16 protein-coding genes are annotated in these 17,180 nt (G+C 75.7%); 6 read left to right on the top strand and 10 right to left on the bottom strand.

Annotated elements, in window-relative coordinates:
• Positions 1 to 20 precede the first annotated feature (20 nt).
• The 5 genes from dinB to JQN70_RS18900 are packed head-to-tail and all read right to left on the bottom strand — an operon-like array spanning position 21 to position 6,779.
• Entirely contained in the window at positions 21 to 1,298 is a 1,278-nt protein-coding gene (gene dinB, locus JQN70_RS18920; RefSeq protein WP_204132935.1) for a DNA polymerase IV, read from the bottom strand.
• Positions 1,299 to 1,325: 27 nt separating this feature from the next.
• Complete coding sequence (locus JQN70_RS18915; RefSeq protein ID WP_204132934.1) at positions 1,326 to 2,099, bottom strand: class I SAM-dependent methyltransferase; 774 nt, start codon at positions 2,097 to 2,099, stop codon at positions 1,326 to 1,328.
• A 45-nt stretch (positions 2,100 to 2,144) separates the two neighbouring features.
• Positions 2,145 to 6,008, bottom strand: a complete 3,864-nt coding sequence (locus JQN70_RS18910; protein ID WP_307836092.1) for a DNA polymerase III subunit alpha — start codon at positions 6,006 to 6,008, stop codon at positions 2,145 to 2,147.
• Between the two features lie 9 nt (positions 6,009 to 6,017).
• Complete coding sequence (locus tag JQN70_RS18905) at positions 6,018 to 6,431, bottom strand: SAV_6107 family HEPN domain-containing protein (RefSeq protein ID WP_204132933.1); 414 nt, start codon at positions 6,429 to 6,431, stop codon at positions 6,018 to 6,020.
• 15 nt (positions 6,432 to 6,446) lie between these two features.
• Complete coding sequence (locus JQN70_RS18900; protein WP_204132932.1) at positions 6,447 to 6,779, bottom strand: DUF6504 family protein; 333 nt, start codon at positions 6,777 to 6,779, stop codon at positions 6,447 to 6,449.
• 328 nt (positions 6,780 to 7,107) lie between these two features.
• Here JQN70_RS18900 and JQN70_RS18895 point away from each other — a divergent pair, with 328 nt between their 5' ends.
• Positions 7,108 to 7,647, top strand: a complete 540-nt coding sequence (locus JQN70_RS18895; RefSeq protein ID WP_204132931.1) for a YbaK/EbsC family protein — start codon at positions 7,108 to 7,110, stop codon at positions 7,645 to 7,647.
• A gap of 36 nt (positions 7,648 to 7,683) precedes the next feature.
• On the opposite strand, the gene JQN70_RS18890 is transcribed toward JQN70_RS18895, so the two are convergent.
• Complete coding sequence (locus JQN70_RS18890) at positions 7,684 to 7,992, bottom strand: hypothetical protein (RefSeq protein WP_204132930.1); 309 nt, start codon at positions 7,990 to 7,992, stop codon at positions 7,684 to 7,686.
• Between the two features lie 40 nt (positions 7,993 to 8,032).
• Positions 8,033 to 8,938 (bottom strand): methylenetetrahydrofolate reductase [NAD(P)H], encoded by a 906-nt coding sequence (gene metF / locus JQN70_RS18885; protein WP_204132929.1) that lies wholly within the window; start codon positions 8,936 to 8,938, stop codon positions 8,033 to 8,035.
• Between the two features lie 103 nt (positions 8,939 to 9,041).
• On the opposite strand from metF, the gene JQN70_RS18880 reads away from it, so the two are divergent.
• Positions 9,042 to 10,127 carry a polyprenyl synthetase family protein gene (locus tag JQN70_RS18880; RefSeq protein WP_307836091.1) on the top strand — a complete coding sequence of 362 codons (1,086 nt, stop codon included), beginning with the start codon at positions 9,042 to 9,044 and terminating at the stop codon, positions 10,125 to 10,127.
• An 11-nt stretch (positions 10,128 to 10,138) separates the two neighbouring features.
• On the opposite strand, the gene JQN70_RS18875 is transcribed toward JQN70_RS18880, so the two are convergent.
• Together JQN70_RS18875 and JQN70_RS18870 are read right to left on the bottom strand one after the other, a co-directional pair.
• Positions 10,139 to 11,452 carry an alpha-amylase family glycosyl hydrolase gene (locus tag JQN70_RS18875; RefSeq protein WP_204132958.1) on the bottom strand — a complete coding sequence of 438 codons (1,314 nt, stop codon included), beginning with the start codon at positions 11,450 to 11,452 and terminating at the stop codon, positions 10,139 to 10,141.
• Positions 11,449 to 11,832 carry an Rv2175c family DNA-binding protein gene (locus JQN70_RS18870; RefSeq protein WP_307836089.1) on the bottom strand — a complete coding sequence of 128 codons (384 nt, stop codon included), beginning with the start codon at positions 11,830 to 11,832 and terminating at the stop codon, positions 11,449 to 11,451. The genes JQN70_RS18875 and JQN70_RS18870 overlap by 4 nt, the downstream gene beginning before the upstream one ends.
• A gap of 149 nt (positions 11,833 to 11,981) precedes the next feature.
• Here JQN70_RS18870 and JQN70_RS18865 point away from each other — a divergent pair, with 149 nt between their 5' ends.
• The 4 genes from JQN70_RS18865 (at position 11,982) to JQN70_RS18850 (ending at position 16,769) form a co-directional block, all read left to right on the top strand.
• On the top strand, positions 11,982 to 13,100 hold the full coding sequence (locus JQN70_RS18865) for a LysM peptidoglycan-binding domain-containing protein (RefSeq protein WP_204132927.1): 1,119 nt from the start codon (positions 11,982 to 11,984) through the stop codon (positions 13,098 to 13,100).
• Positions 13,101 to 13,150: 50 nt separating this feature from the next.
• A complete protein-coding gene (pknB, locus tag JQN70_RS18860; RefSeq protein WP_307836088.1) occupies positions 13,151 to 15,097 on the top strand; it encodes a Stk1 family PASTA domain-containing Ser/Thr kinase in 1,947 nt (648 codons plus the stop codon).
• 7 nt (positions 15,098 to 15,104) lie between these two features.
• Complete coding sequence (locus JQN70_RS18855) at positions 15,105 to 16,034, top strand: DMT family transporter (protein WP_204132926.1); 930 nt, start codon at positions 15,105 to 15,107, stop codon at positions 16,032 to 16,034.
• Between the two features lie 108 nt (positions 16,035 to 16,142).
• Positions 16,143 to 16,769: a hypothetical protein gene (locus JQN70_RS18850; RefSeq protein WP_204132925.1), complete on the top strand. Its 627-nt coding sequence runs from the start codon at positions 16,143 to 16,145 to the stop codon at positions 16,767 to 16,769.
• A gap of 62 nt (positions 16,770 to 16,831) precedes the next feature.
• Here the strand turns inward: JQN70_RS18850 and JQN70_RS18845 are convergent, their stop codons facing one another.
• On the bottom strand, positions 16,832 to 17,164 hold the full coding sequence (locus tag JQN70_RS18845) for a hypothetical protein (RefSeq protein ID WP_204132924.1): 333 nt from the start codon (positions 17,162 to 17,164) through the stop codon (positions 16,832 to 16,834).
• Positions 17,165 to 17,180 lie beyond the last annotated feature (16 nt).

Raw genomic sequence — 17,180 nt, 5'->3', positions numbered from 1 at the left:
CCCACGTTGTCCCTGGCTCCTCAGGATAGGTCGCGACGTCGCCGCACGGAAGCGGATGTGTCACGTTGGCTGCGTGATGTGTCACGTTCGATGAGGCTCGCGGGCCGCACGACCCCCGACCCGAAGCGGGCCCGGGCCCGGTCGACGGCCCGGTCGGCGTCGCGCCAGCCGTGCTCGGGCTCGCCGATGACCCCCTGGATGGGGGCCTCGCGGGTCGGGACCAGCCCGGTCATCCGCACCCCGACGAGCCGGATGCGGGCCCGCTGGAGCCCGAGGGCGTCGAAGAGCCCGACCGCCGCGGCGTGCAGCGTGCGGCCGCTGTCGGTGTGCTCGCGCAGGGTGCGGGACCGGGTGATCGTCGTGAAGTCGCTGAAGCGCACCTTGAGGGTGACGGTGCGGCCGGTGAGGCCGGCGGCGCGCATCCGGGCCGCGGTGCGCTCGCTGAGGCCGAGCAGCCGGCGGCGGATCTCGGCGGCGTCGTCGATGTCGGCCTCGAAGGTCTGGTCGCTGCCGACGCTCTTCTCGCGCTGCTCGCGCTCGACCGGGCGGGGGTCGCGACCCCACGCCAGCTCGTGGAGGTGGTGCCCGGTGGCCTCGCCGAGGCCCCGGACGAGGGTGGCGAGCGGGGTGTGCGCGATGTCGGCGACGGTGCGCAGGCCGAGCCGCACCAGCGCCTCCTCGGTGCGGTCCCCCACCCCCCAGAGGGCCGCGACGGGCAGCTGCTGGACGAACGGGACGACCTCGTCGCGGGGCACGACGACCATCCCGTCGGGCTTGGCGAGGTTCGAGGCGAGCTTGGCGACGAACTTGCTCGGGGCGACCCCGACCGAGCAGGTGATGCCCTGCTCGTCGTGGACGGTGTCGCGGATCCGCTGCCCGATGGACGCCGGGCCGCCGAGCCGCCGGACCGCGCCGGAGACGTCGAGGAAGGCCTCGTCGAGCGAGAGCGGCTCGACGACGGGGGTGACCGAGCGGAAGGTCTCCATCACCCCGGCCGAGATGCGCGCGTACAGCTCGTGGTCGGGGGCGAGCACCGTGGCCTGCGGGCAGAGCCGGCGGGCGCGGCTCATCGGCATCGCGCTCGCCACCCCGAAGCGGCGGGCCTCGTAGGTGGCCGAGAGGACGACGCCGCGGGTGCCGCCGCCGATGATCACCGGGGTGCCGACGAGCTCGGGGTGGGAGAGGAGGGTGGCGGACGCGTAGAAGGCGTCCATGTCGACGTGGAGCACGGTGCAGCCGGTGTCGTCGAGGGGCGCCGCGGAGACCCGCTCGGGGAGGGCGAACTGGCGGCGGCTCACCGGGCGCTCCCCCGAGTCACCCGGCGCTCAGCCGCGGGTGGCGAGGACGTGCAGGGCGCTGCCGAGGCTGCCGAGCAGCGGGTGGGCGGTGTCGGCCGCGGCCGCCTCCTCGAGCGCGGCGAGCGCGGTGCGGTCGGCCTCGGAGTCGAGGAGGGCCGAGGGCACGAGGTCGGCGAAGACCCGCACCCCCTGGACGTGCACCGGGGTGAGGCCGTGGGCGCGGACCATCTCGACGACGGCGTCCTCGTCGAAGCGACGCGGGGCGGGGTCGTCCTCGCCCCAGCGGCCGTCGGGACGCTCGAGGACCGCGCGGGCCCGCTCGAGCCGGCCGGCGAGGGCGTGGGAGAGCACGGCGTGCAGCCGTTGGGCGACGACGAGGCTGAACGTGCCGCCGGGCGCGAGCAGGGCCGCGACCGCGCCGACCGCGGCCTCGGGGTCGTCGACGACCTCGAGGGTGCCGTGGAGGCAGACGAGGTCGAAGGCGGGGTCGGCACCGACGAGGTCGCCGACGGTGTCGGCGTCGCCCTGGAGGGCGCGCACGCGGTCCTCGACGCCGCGCTCGGCGGCGCGGCGGCGCAGCGAGAAGAGGGCGTCGGGGCTGGGGTCGACGACGGTGAGCTCGTGGCCGGCGACGGCGAGCGGGACGGCCGTGCCGCCGGTGCCGCCGCCGAGGTCGAGGACCCGCAGCGGCCGGCCGAGCGCGGCGCGGCGCGCCTCGGCGTGGGCGTCGAGGACGCGCTGGACGGCCGTCGTGCGGGGTCCGCCCGCGGGGCCGGGGCGCCGGCCTCGGTGCTCGGACACGGTGGCTCTCCTCGTCGGGCGGGCGGTGGCGGTGCGGTGCCCACCCTAGTGTCCCGAGCTTCCCGGGCTCGCGTGCCACAGCTTGCGCGGGGGCAGGGCCGGCGCGGCCGTGGCGGCGGCCGGCACGACGTGTCCCGGCGGGGTGCCGCCGACCGGGCGGGGCAGGCCCCCGGGGTGGTCGAGGACCGGCACCCCGCGCCCGGCCCGCGGGTCGGCCCCGGCGGGCTTGATGTCGGCGTAGGGCGACTGCTTGAACCCCGAGGCGTGGACGAGCACCCGGCGCCCGGTGCGCTCGGCGGCCTCGCGGGCGGCGTGCTCGGCGGCCTCGGCCCGCGCGACCGCGTCGGCCTCCCCCGCGGCGACGGCCTCGTGCACCCCGGCGAGCCCGCCGAGCTGCCAGGCGTCCCAGAGGGCGGCGAGCTCCCAGGCGCCGGTGGCCCGGATCGAGACGCCGCGGTCGCCGGTACGGCGCAGCACCCCGCGCACGAGGAGCATCCACGAGTGGAAGACCACGCCGGAGTACGGGCCCTGGACGTCCTCGAAGAAGGTGCAGTCCGACGGGCCGGTGCCGTCGTCGAGGGTGAGGAAGACGACCCGGCGACCGGAGCGCACCGGCGGGGTCTGGGTGGCGACCTTGACGCCGGCGACCCACACCTCGGAGCGACTGCGGGCCGCGAGCAGGTCGCGGCTGCGGGTGACCCCGAGCGCGGTGAGCAGCGGGTCGTAGAACGCGACGACGTGGGACGAGACGTCGAGGCCGAGGACGTCGAGCTCGGCGCGCACCCGCTCGGGGCCGGTGAGCTCGGGCAGGCCGGTGCCGGCGACGAGGGTCGGCCGGTCGCCGAGGTCGAGGGTCAGCTGGGTGGGCTGCTCGGCGGCCGGGACGACCTCGCGGGCCGCCCGGCTCTGGGCGGCGGCGCGCACCCGGACGTCGACGCCGGCGTCCTGCACCTCGCGGGCGGCCGAGGTGGGGATGGCGCGGCGGCGGCTGGTGCGGGGCCGGCCGCTCCCCCGGTCCCAGCGGTCGAGCTCGGCGACGTGGAGCAGCAGGTCGCGGCGGGTGACCCGGCCGCGCCGCCCGAGCGAGCCGCTGCCGGTGCCGTGGAGGGCGTCGAAGGCCCCGGCGAGCACGAGCCGCTCGACGACCGGCCGGCTGACCCGGGCGCGGGTCCAGAAGTCGCCGAGGTCGGAGTACGGCTGGCCGGCGACGACCCGGGCCACCTCGGCCTCGCTGATGCCCTTGACGTCGGCGAGCGAGAGCCGGATGCCGTACGGCTGCGGGTCGCGCTTCCACCCCGGCCGGGGGTCCGGGGCGACCTCCTCGACCGGCTCGATGCGGTAGACCTCGCGCGAGGCGTTGACGTCGAGGCCGAGGACGGGGATGCCGAAGGAGCGGGCGTCGTCGAGGAGCAGGCGCTTGGGGTACATCCCCGGGTCGTGGGTGAGGATGCCGGAGAGGAAGGCCGCCGGGTGGTGGGTCTTCAGCCACGCCGAGTGGTAGGTCGGCAGCGCGAAGGCCGCGGCGTGCGCCTTGCAGAACCCGAAGGACGCGAAGGACTTGAGCACCTCCCAGATGCGGTCGCGGTCCTCGGCGGCGTAGCCCCGGGCGGCCGCCGCCGGGCGCCACCACGCCTCGACCTCCTCCTGGCCGCGCGGGGTGCCCATCGAGCGGCGGACCTCGTCGGCCTGGGCGAGGCTGACCCCGGTGGTCTCGGCGACGATGAGCAGCACCTGCTCGTGGAAGACGACGACCCCCTCGGTCTCCTCGAGCGCCGGGATCAGGCTCGGGTGGAGGAAGCGCCGCTCGCGCCAGCCGTGCCGGGACTCGAGGAACGGCGTGATCATGTCGGACTTGACCGGCCCGGGCCGGAACAGCGAGATGTCGACGATCAGGTCGTCGAAGGCGGTCGGGCCGAGCTTGCCGACGAGCTCGCGCTGGCCGGGGCTCTCGATCTGGAACATCCCGAGGGTGCGGGTGGTGCGGATCAGCTCGAAGGTGTCGGGGTCGTCGAGCGGCACCTCGCGCTCGTCGTCGAGGTCGATGCGCTCGCCGCTGACCCGCTCGACCTCGGCGACGGCGTGGGCCATCGAGGACTGCATCCGGATGCCGAGGACGTCGAGCTTGAGGAACCCGAGGGTCTCGACGTCGTCCTTGTCGAACTGGCTCATCGGGAAGCCGAGCCAGGACGCCTCGACGGGCGTGCGGTCGAGCATCCCGGCGTTGGACAGGACGACGCCGCACGGGTGCAGGGCGATGTGCCGGGGCAGGCCGTCGAGGGCCTCGACGAGGTCGAAGAACTGCGCCATCCGGGGCGAGTCGAGGCCACGGGTGCGCAGCTCGGGGAGGTCGGCGATGGCGTGCCGGGCGTCGCGGGCCCGGATGTGCGGGAAGGCTTTCGCGATCTCGTCGACCTCGACGGGCGGCATCCCGAGCGCGGCCCCGACGTCGCGGACGGCGTGCCGGACCTTGTAGGTGTCCATCATCGAGACGCAGGTGACCCGCTCGCCGCCGAACCGCTCGAGGACGGCCTCGTAGATCTCGGTGCGGCGGGCGGACTCGACGTCGACGTCGATGTCGGGCAGCTCGGCACGCAGTGGGGAGCAGAACCGCTCCATGAGCAGGCGGTGCCGGATGGGGTCGACGCCGCTGATGCCGAGCAGGTGGTTGACGAGGCTGCCGGCGCCCGAGCCGCGAGCGGCGACGCGCACCCCGCGGGCACGGATGAGGTCGGTGACCTCGGCGACGGTGAGGAAGTACGTGGGGTAGCCGAGCGAGCGGACGACGCCGAGCTCGGCGTCGAGGCGGTCGAGGACGACCTGGCGCTCGGCGTCGCCGGCGCCCGGGTAGCGGGTGGCGACGGCGGCGCGGCAGCGCTGGGCGAGGACGTCCATCGGGTCGGTGCCGGGCTCGATGCCGAGGACCTCGGGCTCGGGGAGGTGGACCGCGCCGATGCCGAGGTCGTCGCGGGCGTCCTGGGTGCACTCGACGGCCAGCCGGGCGGTCATCACGAGGAGCCGGTCGGCACGGGCGGTGTCGCCGGAGGTGACCTCGAGGGCGCGGGCGCGCATCGCGTCGGTGCCGGCGAGGTGGCCGGCGTCGGTGACGCGGTCGAGGTGGCGGGAGTCGAGGACGACGAGCCGGCGGGCGGCGTCGAGGACGTCGACGGTGCGCACCTGGCCGGGCTCGGCGTGCCGGACGGCGGCGGAGAGGACGGCCGGCACCCCGGCGGCGTCGGCGAGGCCGAGGAGCCGGGCGGCGTGGCTGCGGCAGCCCGGGGTGCCCTCGGGACCGCCGTGGAGGACGACCTCGAGGGCGAGCCCGTCGCGGGGCAGGAGGGTACGCCACCGGGCGAGGAGGTCGCGGGAGCGCTCGCGCTGCCCGGCGAGGACGGCCCGGCCGACGTCGGAGTCGGGGCCGAGGAGGACGACGAGGCGGCTCGGCGCGCCCGGCTCGGTGCCACGGGACCACTCGGCGAGGAGCTCGGGGGTGGTGACCGGGACGCCGCGCTCGCCGCGCAGGTGGGTGCCGGTGACCAGTCGGCACAGGGCCGCCCAGCCGGTGCCGGGGGCGGTGCCGGCTGCGCGGCCGCGGGCCAGGACGGTGACCCGGGGGCGGCGCGGGTCGACGATGGCGCCCCCGCGAACCGGGGTGCGGGTGGGCCGGGCGGGCGCACCGGGCACGAGGTCGGTGACGGCGAGGTCGACGCCGAGGACGGGGTCGAGGCCGGCGGCCCCGCAGGCCTGCGCGAAGCGGATCGCGCCGTAGAGGCCGTCGCGGTCGGTGAGGGCGAGCGCGCCCTGGCCGAGCTCGGCGGCACGGGCGACGAGGTCCTCGGGGGTCGAGGCGCCGAAGCGCATCGAGAACCCGGAGGCGACGTGGAGGTGGGCGAAGCCGTCGGGGCCGGGCACGGCCGGGCCTCAGGCCGAGCGGACGGGGACCAGCCGCCGGGTGGCGTGGGCGACGGGGACCCCGAGGCGGGCCGCGACGAGGTCGACGAAGGTCTCGGCCTCGCGCAGCAGGTCGTCGGCCTCACGGGCGCTGACCCGCACGAGCCCGGTCTCGACCCCGACCCGGTCGCCGGTGACCGCGGCGAAGCGCTGCGTCCACTCGGCGAGCTCGGGGGCGGTGCGGGCGGCGAGCGCCCAGACGTCGTGCGGGCCGTTCCCGGCCGGGGTGGCGCCCGGGCGGGAGGAGACGAGGGCGGCCGCGGCCCGCAGCGCGGCGAGCGAGGCGTCGAGGTGGCGCGCGGAGGCGAGGGTGTCGGTGTAGCCGCGGGTCAGCGCCTCGCGGGAGCGCTCGAGGAGGTCGAGGGTGGTCTCGGCGTCGGGCATCGGGTCTCGTCCCTCTCAGTCGTGGGCCCGCAGGAGGAGCCAGTGGTCGTCGTCGCGTCCGAGGTCGAAGACCCCGGCGGTGCCGGACGGGGGCCGGGCCTCGACCCGCCAGACGCGGCGCTCGGTGTCGGTGGGGCCGTCGGGGTGCTCGCCGACCTCGCGCCACCACGCCCGCCGCTCCTGCCAGGCGTCGAGGACGGCGCACACGGTGTAGCGCCGGCCGCGCCAGACGAAGGAGCGCGGGGCGTCGTCGTGGAGGACGGCCGCGGTGGCCGCGGCGGACCCGGAGGAGGTGGCGGCCCGCTCCCCCGTGGCGACCTCGAGCGGCTCGTCGTGGCGACGGACCATGGCGCACCTCCGGGTGGGCAGCACCGAGCACCCGACGGGACGGCTGCCCCGCCGACGCGACCCGGTGGTGGATGAGTGATCGAACATGCGTTCGACTGCTCCGTTCACTGTAGCCCCCACCCCCGACCCCCCGTCAACCGGTTCGGCGAAACCCGCGGACCGCAGGGGGTCGAGGTGATGTCGGACCCTCTCCGGGTCGGGTTTCACCTCGACGGGAGCGTCCTTCGAGTGGGTCGAGGTGAAGTCGGACCCTTTCCGGGTCGGGTTTCACCTCGACCCGGAGCCCCGCCTCCCCCCGGTCGGCCGCCGGCGTCACTACGCTCCGGTCATGACGCCCGAGCCCGTCGGCGTCGCGCCGCAGGACCCGACGCCGCAGCGCGACCTCACCGCCCACCGCCGGGTCGCCGCGGTGCTCGAGTCCCTCGCCCTGCACCACGTCCGCCCCGAGCTGCGCCAGCTGCCCGGTGCCGTGCGCACCGCCCGGGCCGCGGCCGACGCCCTCGGCGTGACGCCGGCCGAGATCGCCAACAGCCTCGTCTTCGTCGCCACGGCCGAGGACGGCACCACCGCCCCGGTCCTCGTCCTCGCCTCGGGCGGGCACCGGGTCGACACCGCGAAGGTCGCCGGGCTGCTCGGTGTCACCTCGCTCGAGCAGGCCGACCCCGACTTCGTGCGCGAGCACACCGGGATGGCCATCGGCGGTGTCGCCCCCGTCGGGCACCCGACCCGTCTGCGCACCGTCGTCGACGCCAGCCTCGGCCGGTACGACCGGGTGTGGGCCGCGGCCGGGCACAGCCACGCCGTCTTCGCGACGACCTACGACGAGCTGATCCGGATCACCGGCGGCCAGGCGATGGACGTCGCCTGACGCCCCTGTGGCCCCCGCCCACCGGCGCCCGGACCCTCACCGCTCCCCCGGCGGCGCATCCCCGCCAAGCCACACCCGGGCGTCCTCGACGTCACGCACCTGCGGCGGCGCCGGGAAGCCCGCGGCCCCCACGGCCCGCAGCGCCGGCAGGAACCAGTCGCGGTTGAACTCCTCCAGCGCCACGCGGGTCTCCCACACCTGGACGACCTGCCAGCCGCCCTCGGCCGCACCGCTCGCGAAGAGCAGCCGCGCGGCAGGGACCGGTGCGCCGGCCAGGGCCTCGGCGAGCGCCGCCTCGTGCGCGGCCGTGCCCCCGGGGAAGAACGCCGTCCGCAGGAACGCCACCGACCCACGGTAGCCGGGCGGACGGGACGGGGACGACCCCTCAGAGGCCGAGGTTCTCGTGGACCTCGAGCGTCGCGGTCGAGCGGTTCATCGTGATGAAGTGCAGCCCCGGCGCACCCTCGTCGAGCATCCGCCGGCCGAGCTCGGTGGCGATCTGCACCCCGACCGCGCGCACCGCCGCCGGGTCGTCCTTGACGGCCTCGAGGCGCTGGACGACCTGCGCCGGCAGCGGGGTGCCCATGAGCTCGGACATCCGCTGGATCTGCCGGACGCTGGTCACCGGCATGAGGCCCGGCGTCACCGGGAGGTCGCGGCGGGCCGCGACCCGGTCGCGCAGGCGCAGGTAGGTGTCGGCGTCGAAGACCATCTGGGTGACGGCGAACGAGGCGCCGGCGTCGGCCTTGCGGACGAGCACCTCGACGTCGTGGTCGAGGTCGGGGCTGTCGGGGTGCACGTCGGGGAAGGCGGCGACCCCGACCGTGAAGTCGCCGAGCCCGCGGACGAGCCGGACGAGGTCCTCGGCGTGGTCGAGCCCGTCGGGGTGCGGCGTCCACTGCGCCCGCACGTCGCCGGGCGGGTCACCGCGCAGGGCGAGGACGTTGCGGACCCCGGAGGCCGCGTAGTTGCCGACGACCTGGCGCAGGTCGCGCACCGACTGCCCGACGCACGTGAGGTGCGCGAGCGGGGTGAGCGAGGTCTCGTCGGCGATGCGTGCCGTGACCCGGACGGTGCGGTCCTGGCTCGTGCCGCCGGCGCCGTAGGTGACCGACACGAACGCCGGCCGGACCCGCTCGAGGCGGCGGATCGCGTCCCAGAGCGCGGTCTCGGCGGCGTCGTCCTTCGGGGGGAAGAACTCGAAGCTGACCGACGGGCGCTCCTCGCGCAGCCGGGCGGGGATGGACGCCACGAGGTGCTCGGGACGGCCGCCCCCTCCGTAGTGACCCATGGCGGCGAGGGTACGCGAGCCCCGACACCGTAGGCTCGGGGGCGCCACCATCCGACCCCCTCCGACCGCGTCCGACCGCGTCCGCCCCCGCCAGGAGCCCCTCGTGACCAGCGTGCTCGACACCGCCGACCTGCGGCGACGGGTGCAGGACGTCCTCGACGCCGAGCTCGCCGCCCAGGCCGGTGTGCTCGCCGAGCTCGGGCCGGACGTCGAGGACCTGCTCCACGCGGTCGGCGACCTGCTGCGCGGCGGCAAGCGGCTGCGGGCGGCCTTCCTCTACTGGGGCGCCCGCGCGGCCGGTCTCCCCGACTCCGACGCCCTCGTGCGCCTCGCGAGCGCCATGGAGCTCTTCCAGGCCGCCGCCCTCATCCACGACGACGTCATGGACGACTCCGACACCCGTCGCGGCCGCCCGGCCGCCCACCGCGCCCTCGCCACCCGGCACGCCGACCGCGGCTGGAGCGGCGACGACGAGCGGTTCGGCCTCGCGGGCGCCGTCCTCGCCGGCAACCTCTGCCTCACGTGGACCGACGAGGTCTACGCCACGTGCGGGCTGCCCGAGGCCGCCCTCGCGCGCGGGCGCGCCGTCTTCGACCGGATGCGCACCCAGCTGATGGCCGGCCAGTTCCTCGACGTCGTCGAGTCGATGCGCCCCTGGGCGGGCCTGGCCGACGACGAGCGAGTGGCCCGGGCCGGACGGGTCATCCGCTACAAGAGCGCCAAGTACACCGTCGAGCACCCGCTGCTCATCGGCGCCACCGTCGGCGGCCTCGACCCCGCGGGGCTCGACGCCCTCTCGGGCTACGGCCTCGACGTCGGGCGCGCCTTCCAGCTGCGCGACGACCTGCTCGGCGTCTTCGGCGACCCGGAGGAGACCGGCAAGCCCGCCGGCGACGACCTGCGCGAGGGCAAGCGCACGGTCCTGCTGGCGCACGCCCTCGCCGGGAGCGACGCGACCGGGCGCGCGCGCGTCGAGCACCTCGTCGGCCGGGCCGACCTCGACACCGGGGCCGTCGACGAGCTGCGCACCCTCATCACCGGGTCCGGCGCCGTGGGGGTGGTCGAGGACGAGATCGGACGCCTCGCCGCCTCGGCCCGGGCCGCCGTCGACGAGGCGCCGCAGCTGACCGCGGAGGCCCGCGAGGTGCTGCACGCCCTCGTGGGCACCGCCACCGCCCGCCGCGCCTGAGCCGGCGGGCCTCAGCGTCCGAGCACGGCCCAGCCGTGGGGCGCCACGCCGGTGTCGCGGCCGCGCGTCCCGTCGTCGGCGGCCAGCAGCCCCGTGGTGTCGAGGTCGAGCGGCGCGTCGTCGAGGTTGAGCGCGACCCGCAGCGTGCCGCCGTCGCCCTCCCCCGTGACGTCGAGGACGTACTGGGTGTTGGTCAGGCTCACCGCCGACGACCGGGCCCGGTGCAGCCACGGGTGGCGCCGCCGCAGCCCGACGAGCTCCTGGTGGAGGGCGAACACCGCGCCGTCGGCACCGGGCACTGCGGTGGGGTCGGTGCCGAGGTCGGGGCGCACGGCGTCGTCGCCCCCGAACCGCTCCTCCTTGACCCCGCGCAGGCCGAGCTCGTCGCCGGCGTAGACCTCCGGGGTGCCCCCGAGCACCGCGAGCAGCACCGTCGCGTGCGGGTGGTGCCGGGCGTCGGTGACCGTGCTGGCGATGCGGGTGACGTCGTGGTTGCCGACGAAGGTCGCCGGGACGAAGGTGTCGAGGAAGGCGTCGTGCCGGCCGAGGGCGTGGTCGAGCTCGTGGAGGTTGCGGTCCTGCAGGCTCGACCACACCGCCTTCCACAGCTCGTACTGGGTGACGGTGTCGACGGTCGAGTCGCGGACGAACTGCGCGTAGTCGCCGTGGATGACCTCGGCCTCGAACCAGGCGTCCGGATGGGTCCGGCGGACCTCGGGCAGCACCCGCGCCCAGAACGCCGGCGGCACGGCGTACCCGACGTCGAGCCGCCAGGCGTCGGCCCCGCGGTCGAGCCAGTGCCGCATCACGCCGACGACGAGATCGGCCACCTCCGGCGCGTCGTGGTCGAGCGCGACGAGCTCGTCGTGCCCCTCCCACGTGGCCGGGCGCAGGCTCCCGGAGCCGTCGGGCTCGTGGCGCACCATCCGTCCGGCCGGTGAGTCCGGGCCGTCGCGCAGCGCGTCGGCGACGAGCCGGTGGCCGCGCCCGACGTGGTTGAAGACGCCGTCGAGCTGGACCCGCAGGCCGCGCGCGTGCGCCTCCTCGACGAAGCGGTCGAGGTCGGCCTCCTCGCCGAGGCGGGGGTCGAGGCGCCGGTGGTCGAGGGTGTCGTACCCGTGGTGCTCGGAGGCGAAGACCGGCCCGAGCGCGACGCCGTTGGCCCCGAGCGCGACGACGTGGTCGAGCCACGGCAGCAGCCGCAGCAGGCGGTGCTCGTCGGGGCGCGCCGGCCCGGACGGGGGCTCGGGCACCGCACCGACCGCACCGAGCGGGTAGACGCGCCACCAGACGGCGTGCTCGACCCAGGCCGGCTCGGGGGTCAGAACGCCTCCTCCATGGCGCGCTTGCGGACCTCGGTCTTGAATCCGGCGCGGATGGCGTCGAGCGGCGCGCCCGGCACCGGCAGGGTGTCGTCGGGGGTGTGCAGCCAGCGGATGACCTCGGCGTCGTCCATCCCGCCGTCGGCGAGCACGGTGAAGGTGCCGCGCAGCGCCGGGAGCGGCCCGTCGTCGTCGACGAAGCCGGCCGGGACCGCGACCACGCGGCGCTCGCCGACGCGGACGGCGAGCAGCTCACGCTCCTCGATGAGCCGGCGGACGTCGGAGAGGCGCAGGCCGAGCCGCTCGGCGAGGTCGGGGACGGTCAGCCAGTCCGGGACGAGGGCCTCGAGGTCCGTCGCGGGATCGGGTGCGGTGTCGCTCACCCGGCCAGCGTGCCACAGGCCGCGAGGCGCGTCGGCACCTCGTTCGCCGGAGGCGCTGCGCATCACCCGTCACTCCGGTACCGTGGGCCCCAAACGTCACAGTGGTCACCCCACGGGGTGACCCCCACTCAGCCGAAGGACCCCGCGTCATGGTCGTCGCTGCACCGCCGCCCGCCACCCCCGTCCTCGAGCCCGTCACCGCGCTCGTCGCGCCCTCGCGCACCGCGCCGCACGGGTGGACCACCTACACGGTCAGGGACGGCGACACGCTCGACGGCATCGCGGCCCGCCACCGGACGACGGTCGGGGCGCTCGTGGCCCGCAACCACGTGCGCACCCCCGGCCTCATCCACCCGGGTGACCGGCTGAGCGTGCCGCGCACCGCCGCTCAGGCGGCCCAGGCCGCGAAGGCCAAGGCCGCGGCCGCCGGCCGGGTGCACGTCGTACGCGACGGCGAGACGATGAGCGGCATCGCCGCGCGCTACCGCGTCTCCCTCGCGAGCCTGCTCAAGGCCAACCACCTGTCGTCGCGCAGCCTCATCCACCCCGGCGACCGGATCACCGTCCGGGGCGCGGGGTCGGCGGGCTCGTCGTCGGCCAAGGCGGCGGCGGGGCGTCCGGCGGCCACCTCCCGCACCCACACGGTGCGCTCGGGCGACACCCTGAGCGGCCTCGCGGCCCGCTACGACACGACCGTCGGCGACATCGCCCGCGCCAGCCGCATCTCCAGCGGGTCGCTGCTGCGGGTCGGCCAGAAGCTGCGCATCCCCGTCTCGGCGGCCCACGCGGTCTCCGACACCTTCAACGGCGTGAAGTACCCGAGCTCGGTCGTCGCCGCCGCCCGCCGCAACCACGCGATCCTCGCCAAGCGCTCGGTCCCGAGCCGCAGCGAGGTGCGCGCGATCATCGTCCAGACCGCCCGGCGGCACGGGGTCGACCCGCGGCTGGCCCTGGCCGTCGGCTCGATGGAGTCCGGCTGGAACCAGCGGGCGGTCTCCCCCGCGAACGCCGTCGGCGTCATGCAGGTCATCCCCTCCGGTGGCGACTGGGCCTCCAGCCTCGTCGGTCGCCGGCTCGACCTGCTCGACGCCCGCGACAACATCACCGCGGGGGTCGTCATGCTCCGGGCGCTCGGCCGCTCGGCGAAGAACACCGAGCAGGCCGTGGGCGGGTACTACCAGGGCCTGGCGTCGGTGCAGAAGCACGGGATGTACAGCGACACGAAGCAGTACGTGAAGACGATCATGCGGCTCCGCGCCACCATGTGACGCGCCGGACCGAGAGCGGGGGAAGGGCCGTGACTACGTACACTCCTACGGTGTCTCCCCAAGGCGACGCCCTCATCGGGCGCACCCTCGACGGCCGCTACCGCGTGCTGTCGCGCATCGCCGACGGCGGGATGGCCACCGTCTACCTCGCCGTCGACGAGCGGCTCGAGCGCGAGGTCGCCCTCAAGGTCATGCGGCCCCACCTCGTCCACGACGAGACCTTCGTCAGCCGGTTCCGCCGCGAGGCCCGCTCGGCCGCCGCGCTCTCGCACCCCAACGTCGTCGCGGTCTACGACCAGGGCCAGGACGACGGCTCAGTCTTCCTCGCGATGGAGTACGTCCCCGGCCTCACCCTGCGCGACGTCCTGCGCGAGGAGGGGACGCTGTCGCCGCGCGCCGCCCTCGACGTCCTCGAGGCGGTGCTGCTCGCGCTCGCGGAGGCGCACGGCAAGGGCCTGATCCACCGCGACGTCAAGCCCGAGAACGTCATCATCAACGACAACGGCACCGTCAAGGTCGCCGACTTCGGGCTGGCCCGGGCGGTCTCGAGCCAGACGATGACCAGCTCGTCCGGCGTGCTCCTCGGCACCGTCGCCTACCTCTCCCCCGAGCAGGTCGAGCGCGGCGTCGCCGACGCCCGGTCCGACGTGTACGCCGCCGGGCTCATGCTCTTCGAGATGCTCACCGGCACCAAGGCCTTCACCGGCGAGACACCCATCCACGTCGCCTACCAGCACGTGCACGGCGGCGTCCCGATGCCCTCCGACCGCGTGCCCGGCCTGCCGCCGGCCCTCGACGAGCTGGTCGCCGTGGCCACCTCCCGCGACCCCGACGAGCGACCCACCGACGCCGCCGACTTCCTCACCCTCGTGCGCCGCACCCGCGCGACGCTCACCCCGGCCGTCCTCGACGCCCGCCCCGACGGCGCGGCGGCGCTCGCGGCGGCCTCGGTGCCCACGTCGACGGCGGCGCTGCCCGTCCGCGACCGGTCGGCCGTCGCGCCCGTGGCGGCACCCGGTGGGTCCGGGGGTCGGGGCGGCTCGGGCGCGAGCGCCCGCACGACCGCCATCGCCCTCCCCCGCGAGCCGCTCGAGGGCGTCGTCGTCGCCGGGGGCGGCCGACGCGGCCGCAACTGGTGGCCGGCCGCGTTCGCCTCGATGCTCCTCGCCGCCGCGACGGCCTGGTTCTTCTTCCTCGGCCCGGGGGCCACCGCCACCGTGCCCTCCGTCCTCGACCGGCCGCAGGACCAGGCGGTGACGGCCGTGCAGGCCGCCCACCTCGACCCGACCGTCTCCGAGGCCTTCTCCGAGGACGTCCCCAAGGGCACGGTCATGGGCGCCGACCCGCAGGTCGGGGCCACGGTGCGCCGCGGGTCCGAGGTCGTCCTCACGGTGTCGAAGGGACCGGAGCGCTACGCCGTGCCCACCCTCGCGGGGTCGAGCCTCGCGGAGGCCAAGCGCCAGCTCGCCGCCACGAATCTCGCGCTCGGCAAGGTCACCGAGGCCTTCTCCGAGAAGGTCCCCGAGGGCCAGGTCGTCTCGTCCTCGCCGAAGGCGGGCGCGAGCGTCAAGCGCGACGCCGCCGTCGCCCTCGTCGTCTCCAAGGGCCGCCAGCCGATCAAGGTCCCGGACTTCACCGGGAAGAGCGCCCAGGACGCCGAGAAGCAGCTCTCCGACCTCGGGCTGACGGTCGACGCGGCGAAGCAGGAGAACAGCGACACGGTGAAGAAGGGCGACGTCATCAGCCAGTCGCCCCGCGACGGGACGCTCTTCAAGGGCGACACGGTCACCCTCGTCGTGTCCAAGGGCCCGGTGCTCGTCGACGTGCCGAACGTCGTCGGGAAGCAGGTCGACGAGGCGCGCCGCATCCTCGAGGGCGCCGGGTTCCGGGTCGACGTCCGCTCCGGCCTCGGGGGCAGCACGGGCCCGGTTCTTGCTCAGCGACCCTCGAGTGGCAAGCAGCCGAAGGGCAGCACGATCGTCCTCCTGGTCATCTGACCCGCCGGTGAACCCCGACGTCCGGCTCGCCCGCGTGGCGACCCTGCTGCTCCTGCTCGTCACCGCGGTGTGGGGCTCGACCTTCTTCCTCATCCGCGACCTCGTCGAGACCGTCCCGCCCGCCGACTTCCTCGCCGTGCGGTTCGCCATCGCCGCGGTCGTGATGTTCCTCGTGTTCCGGCGCCAGACCCTGGCGCTGTCGCGGCGGGAGGTCCGCACGGGTGCCGTCCTCGGGGTGCTCTACGGGGTCGCCCAGCTGCTCCAGACCGTCGGGCTCCAGCACACCGACGCCTCGGTGTCCGGGTTCGTCACCGGGACCTACGTCGTCCTCACCCCGCTGCTCGGGGCGCTGCTGCTGCGCGAGCGGGTCGACGCCGTGACGTGGGGCGCGGTGCTGCTGACGACCGCGGGCCTCGCCGTGCTCTCGCTGCGCGGGTTCGCGCTCGGGTACGGCGAGGGCGTGACCCTGGCCTCGGCCGTGCTCTACGCGGGCCACATCGTCGCCCTCGGGCGCTGGTCGCGGCCGTCGGCGGCGGTCGGGCTGGCCACGGTGCAGGCGGGGGTCATCGCGCTGGTCTGCGCGGTCGGGGCGGTCCCGGACGGCCTGACGCTGCCGTCCGGTGGCGGTCAGTGGGCCTCGATGCTCTACATGGCCCTCGTCGCGGGCGCGGCGGCGCTCTGGGCGCAGACCTGGGCCCAAGCGCACCTGACGGCGACCCGCGCGGCCATCGTCATGGCGATGGAGCCGGTGTTCGCGGCCCTGTTCGCGGTGCTGCTCGGCGGCGAGTCGGCGACCGCGCGGCTGCTGCTCGGCGGGGCGCTCGTCCTCGCGTCGATGTACCTCGTCGAGCTGCGCGGCCTGCTGGCCCGGCGCCGCCGGGCCGGTGCCTCGGCGGCCGAGGACCCGCCCGTCGAGGCCCTCCACCACGACGTCTGAGCCCCGTCTCGGTCGAGGTCGCGCGACATGCCGATGCGGGGGTCGAACCGTCGGCATGTCGCGCAATCTCGACGACCGCGTGACCGAAGGTGCGCCTAGGGTCGGCGCATGCATGACGAGACCGACGAGCACGACGGACCCGACCAGTGGAGTGCCGCGGCCCGGGAGGTCCTGCTGGCCCGTGCCGCGCAGCTGCGTTCCGCTGTCGACGAGCACGTCGAGCTGGTGGAGCGGCTGTCCGGCCGCCAGCGTGAGCTCCCCGATCTCTTCACGGCCAACGATGCACTGCGGAGCGCGGCTGCCGCGTTCGACGACGCGGCGTTCGACCTCACCGGGACCGCCCCGCTCGGCCTCGAGACGTGGGACGACGACGATGAGGACGACGAGGACTGGGGCGAGGACGGCGACCCCTTCGCCGAGGGCGGCACGGTGGTCACCGTCGTGGGCCGGTGGGACTACCTCGTCACCGACGCGGCCGCGGTGATGGAGGCCGGGCGCGAGAGCTACCTTGCCCACTGGACGGACGACACCGAGGACGACGCCGGATTCCGCGTGCAGGACGTCCGCACCGCGGTCGAAGAGATCATGCACGGGGACGTCGTCCATCGCCTCGACGAGTCTCCCGGCCTCCTGCAGCGGCGCTTTGCCACGACGGTCATCACCCACGACGGAGACGAGGACGAGACCTTCGACGACGACCCCTTCGCCATCGTGCGGGCTCCGGAAGAGCGCTGACCGTCGCCTGCGGTGGTGCAGAACGCGGGGAATCCGCCGCCCCCTGCATCACCACGCGGAGGTCAGAGCTGGAAGAGGCGCAGGCAGATCTCATAGCAGCGGGCGACCGACGCGGCGTCGTGGAGGTCACCGGGGTCGTCGGCGAGGGCGCCGGCGCGCTCGCGGATCGCCGCGCCCGGGTCGGGCGAGACGAGGTCGAGGCACAGGCCGGTGACCACCGCGCACGCGTCGTGGTCGTCGAGGTCGTCGAGGACGAGGCCGTCGTGGAGCAGGGTCGCGGCCTCGGCGAAGACCTCGCGGGCCATCTCCCGGTCGACCTCGGGTCGGGCGTCGGCGACCCACTCGGCGGTCGTGAGGAGCTGGTCGTACGGCGGGTGGGTCGGCACGGGACGCATGACGCGAGCGTGGCAG

It is taken from the genome of Phycicoccus sonneratiae, assembly GCF_016887965.1.
In the GTDB taxonomy this organism is placed as follows: domain Bacteria; phylum Actinomycetota; class Actinomycetes; order Actinomycetales; family Dermatophilaceae; genus Phycicoccus; species Phycicoccus sonneratiae.
This window is presented reverse-complemented; position numbering and strand designations above follow the sequence as displayed.

Coding starts and splice junctions, on each gene's coding strand:
- JQN70_RS18905 (WP_204132933.1), bottom strand. CDS start 6,431: ATGCCCGACGCCGAGACCACCCTCGACCTCCTCGAGCGCTCCCGCGAG.
- JQN70_RS18900 (WP_204132932.1), bottom strand. CDS start 6,779: ATGGTCCGTCGCCACGACGAGCCGCTCGAGGTCGCCACGGGGGAGCGG.
- JQN70_RS18895 (WP_204132931.1), top strand. CDS start 7,108: ATGACGCCCGAGCCCGTCGGCGTCGCGCCGCAGGACCCGACGCCGCAG.
- metF (WP_204132929.1), bottom strand. CDS start 8,938: ATGGGTCACTACGGAGGGGGCGGCCGTCCCGAGCACCTCGTGGCGTCC.
- JQN70_RS18865 (WP_204132927.1), top strand. CDS start 11,982: ATGGTCGTCGCTGCACCGCCGCCCGCCACCCCCGTCCTCGAGCCCGTC.
- JQN70_RS18850 (WP_204132925.1), top strand. CDS start 16,143: ATGCATGACGAGACCGACGAGCACGACGGACCCGACCAGTGGAGTGCC.
- JQN70_RS18845 (WP_204132924.1), bottom strand. CDS start 17,164: ATGCGTCCCGTGCCGACCCACCCGCCGTACGACCAGCTCCTCACGACC.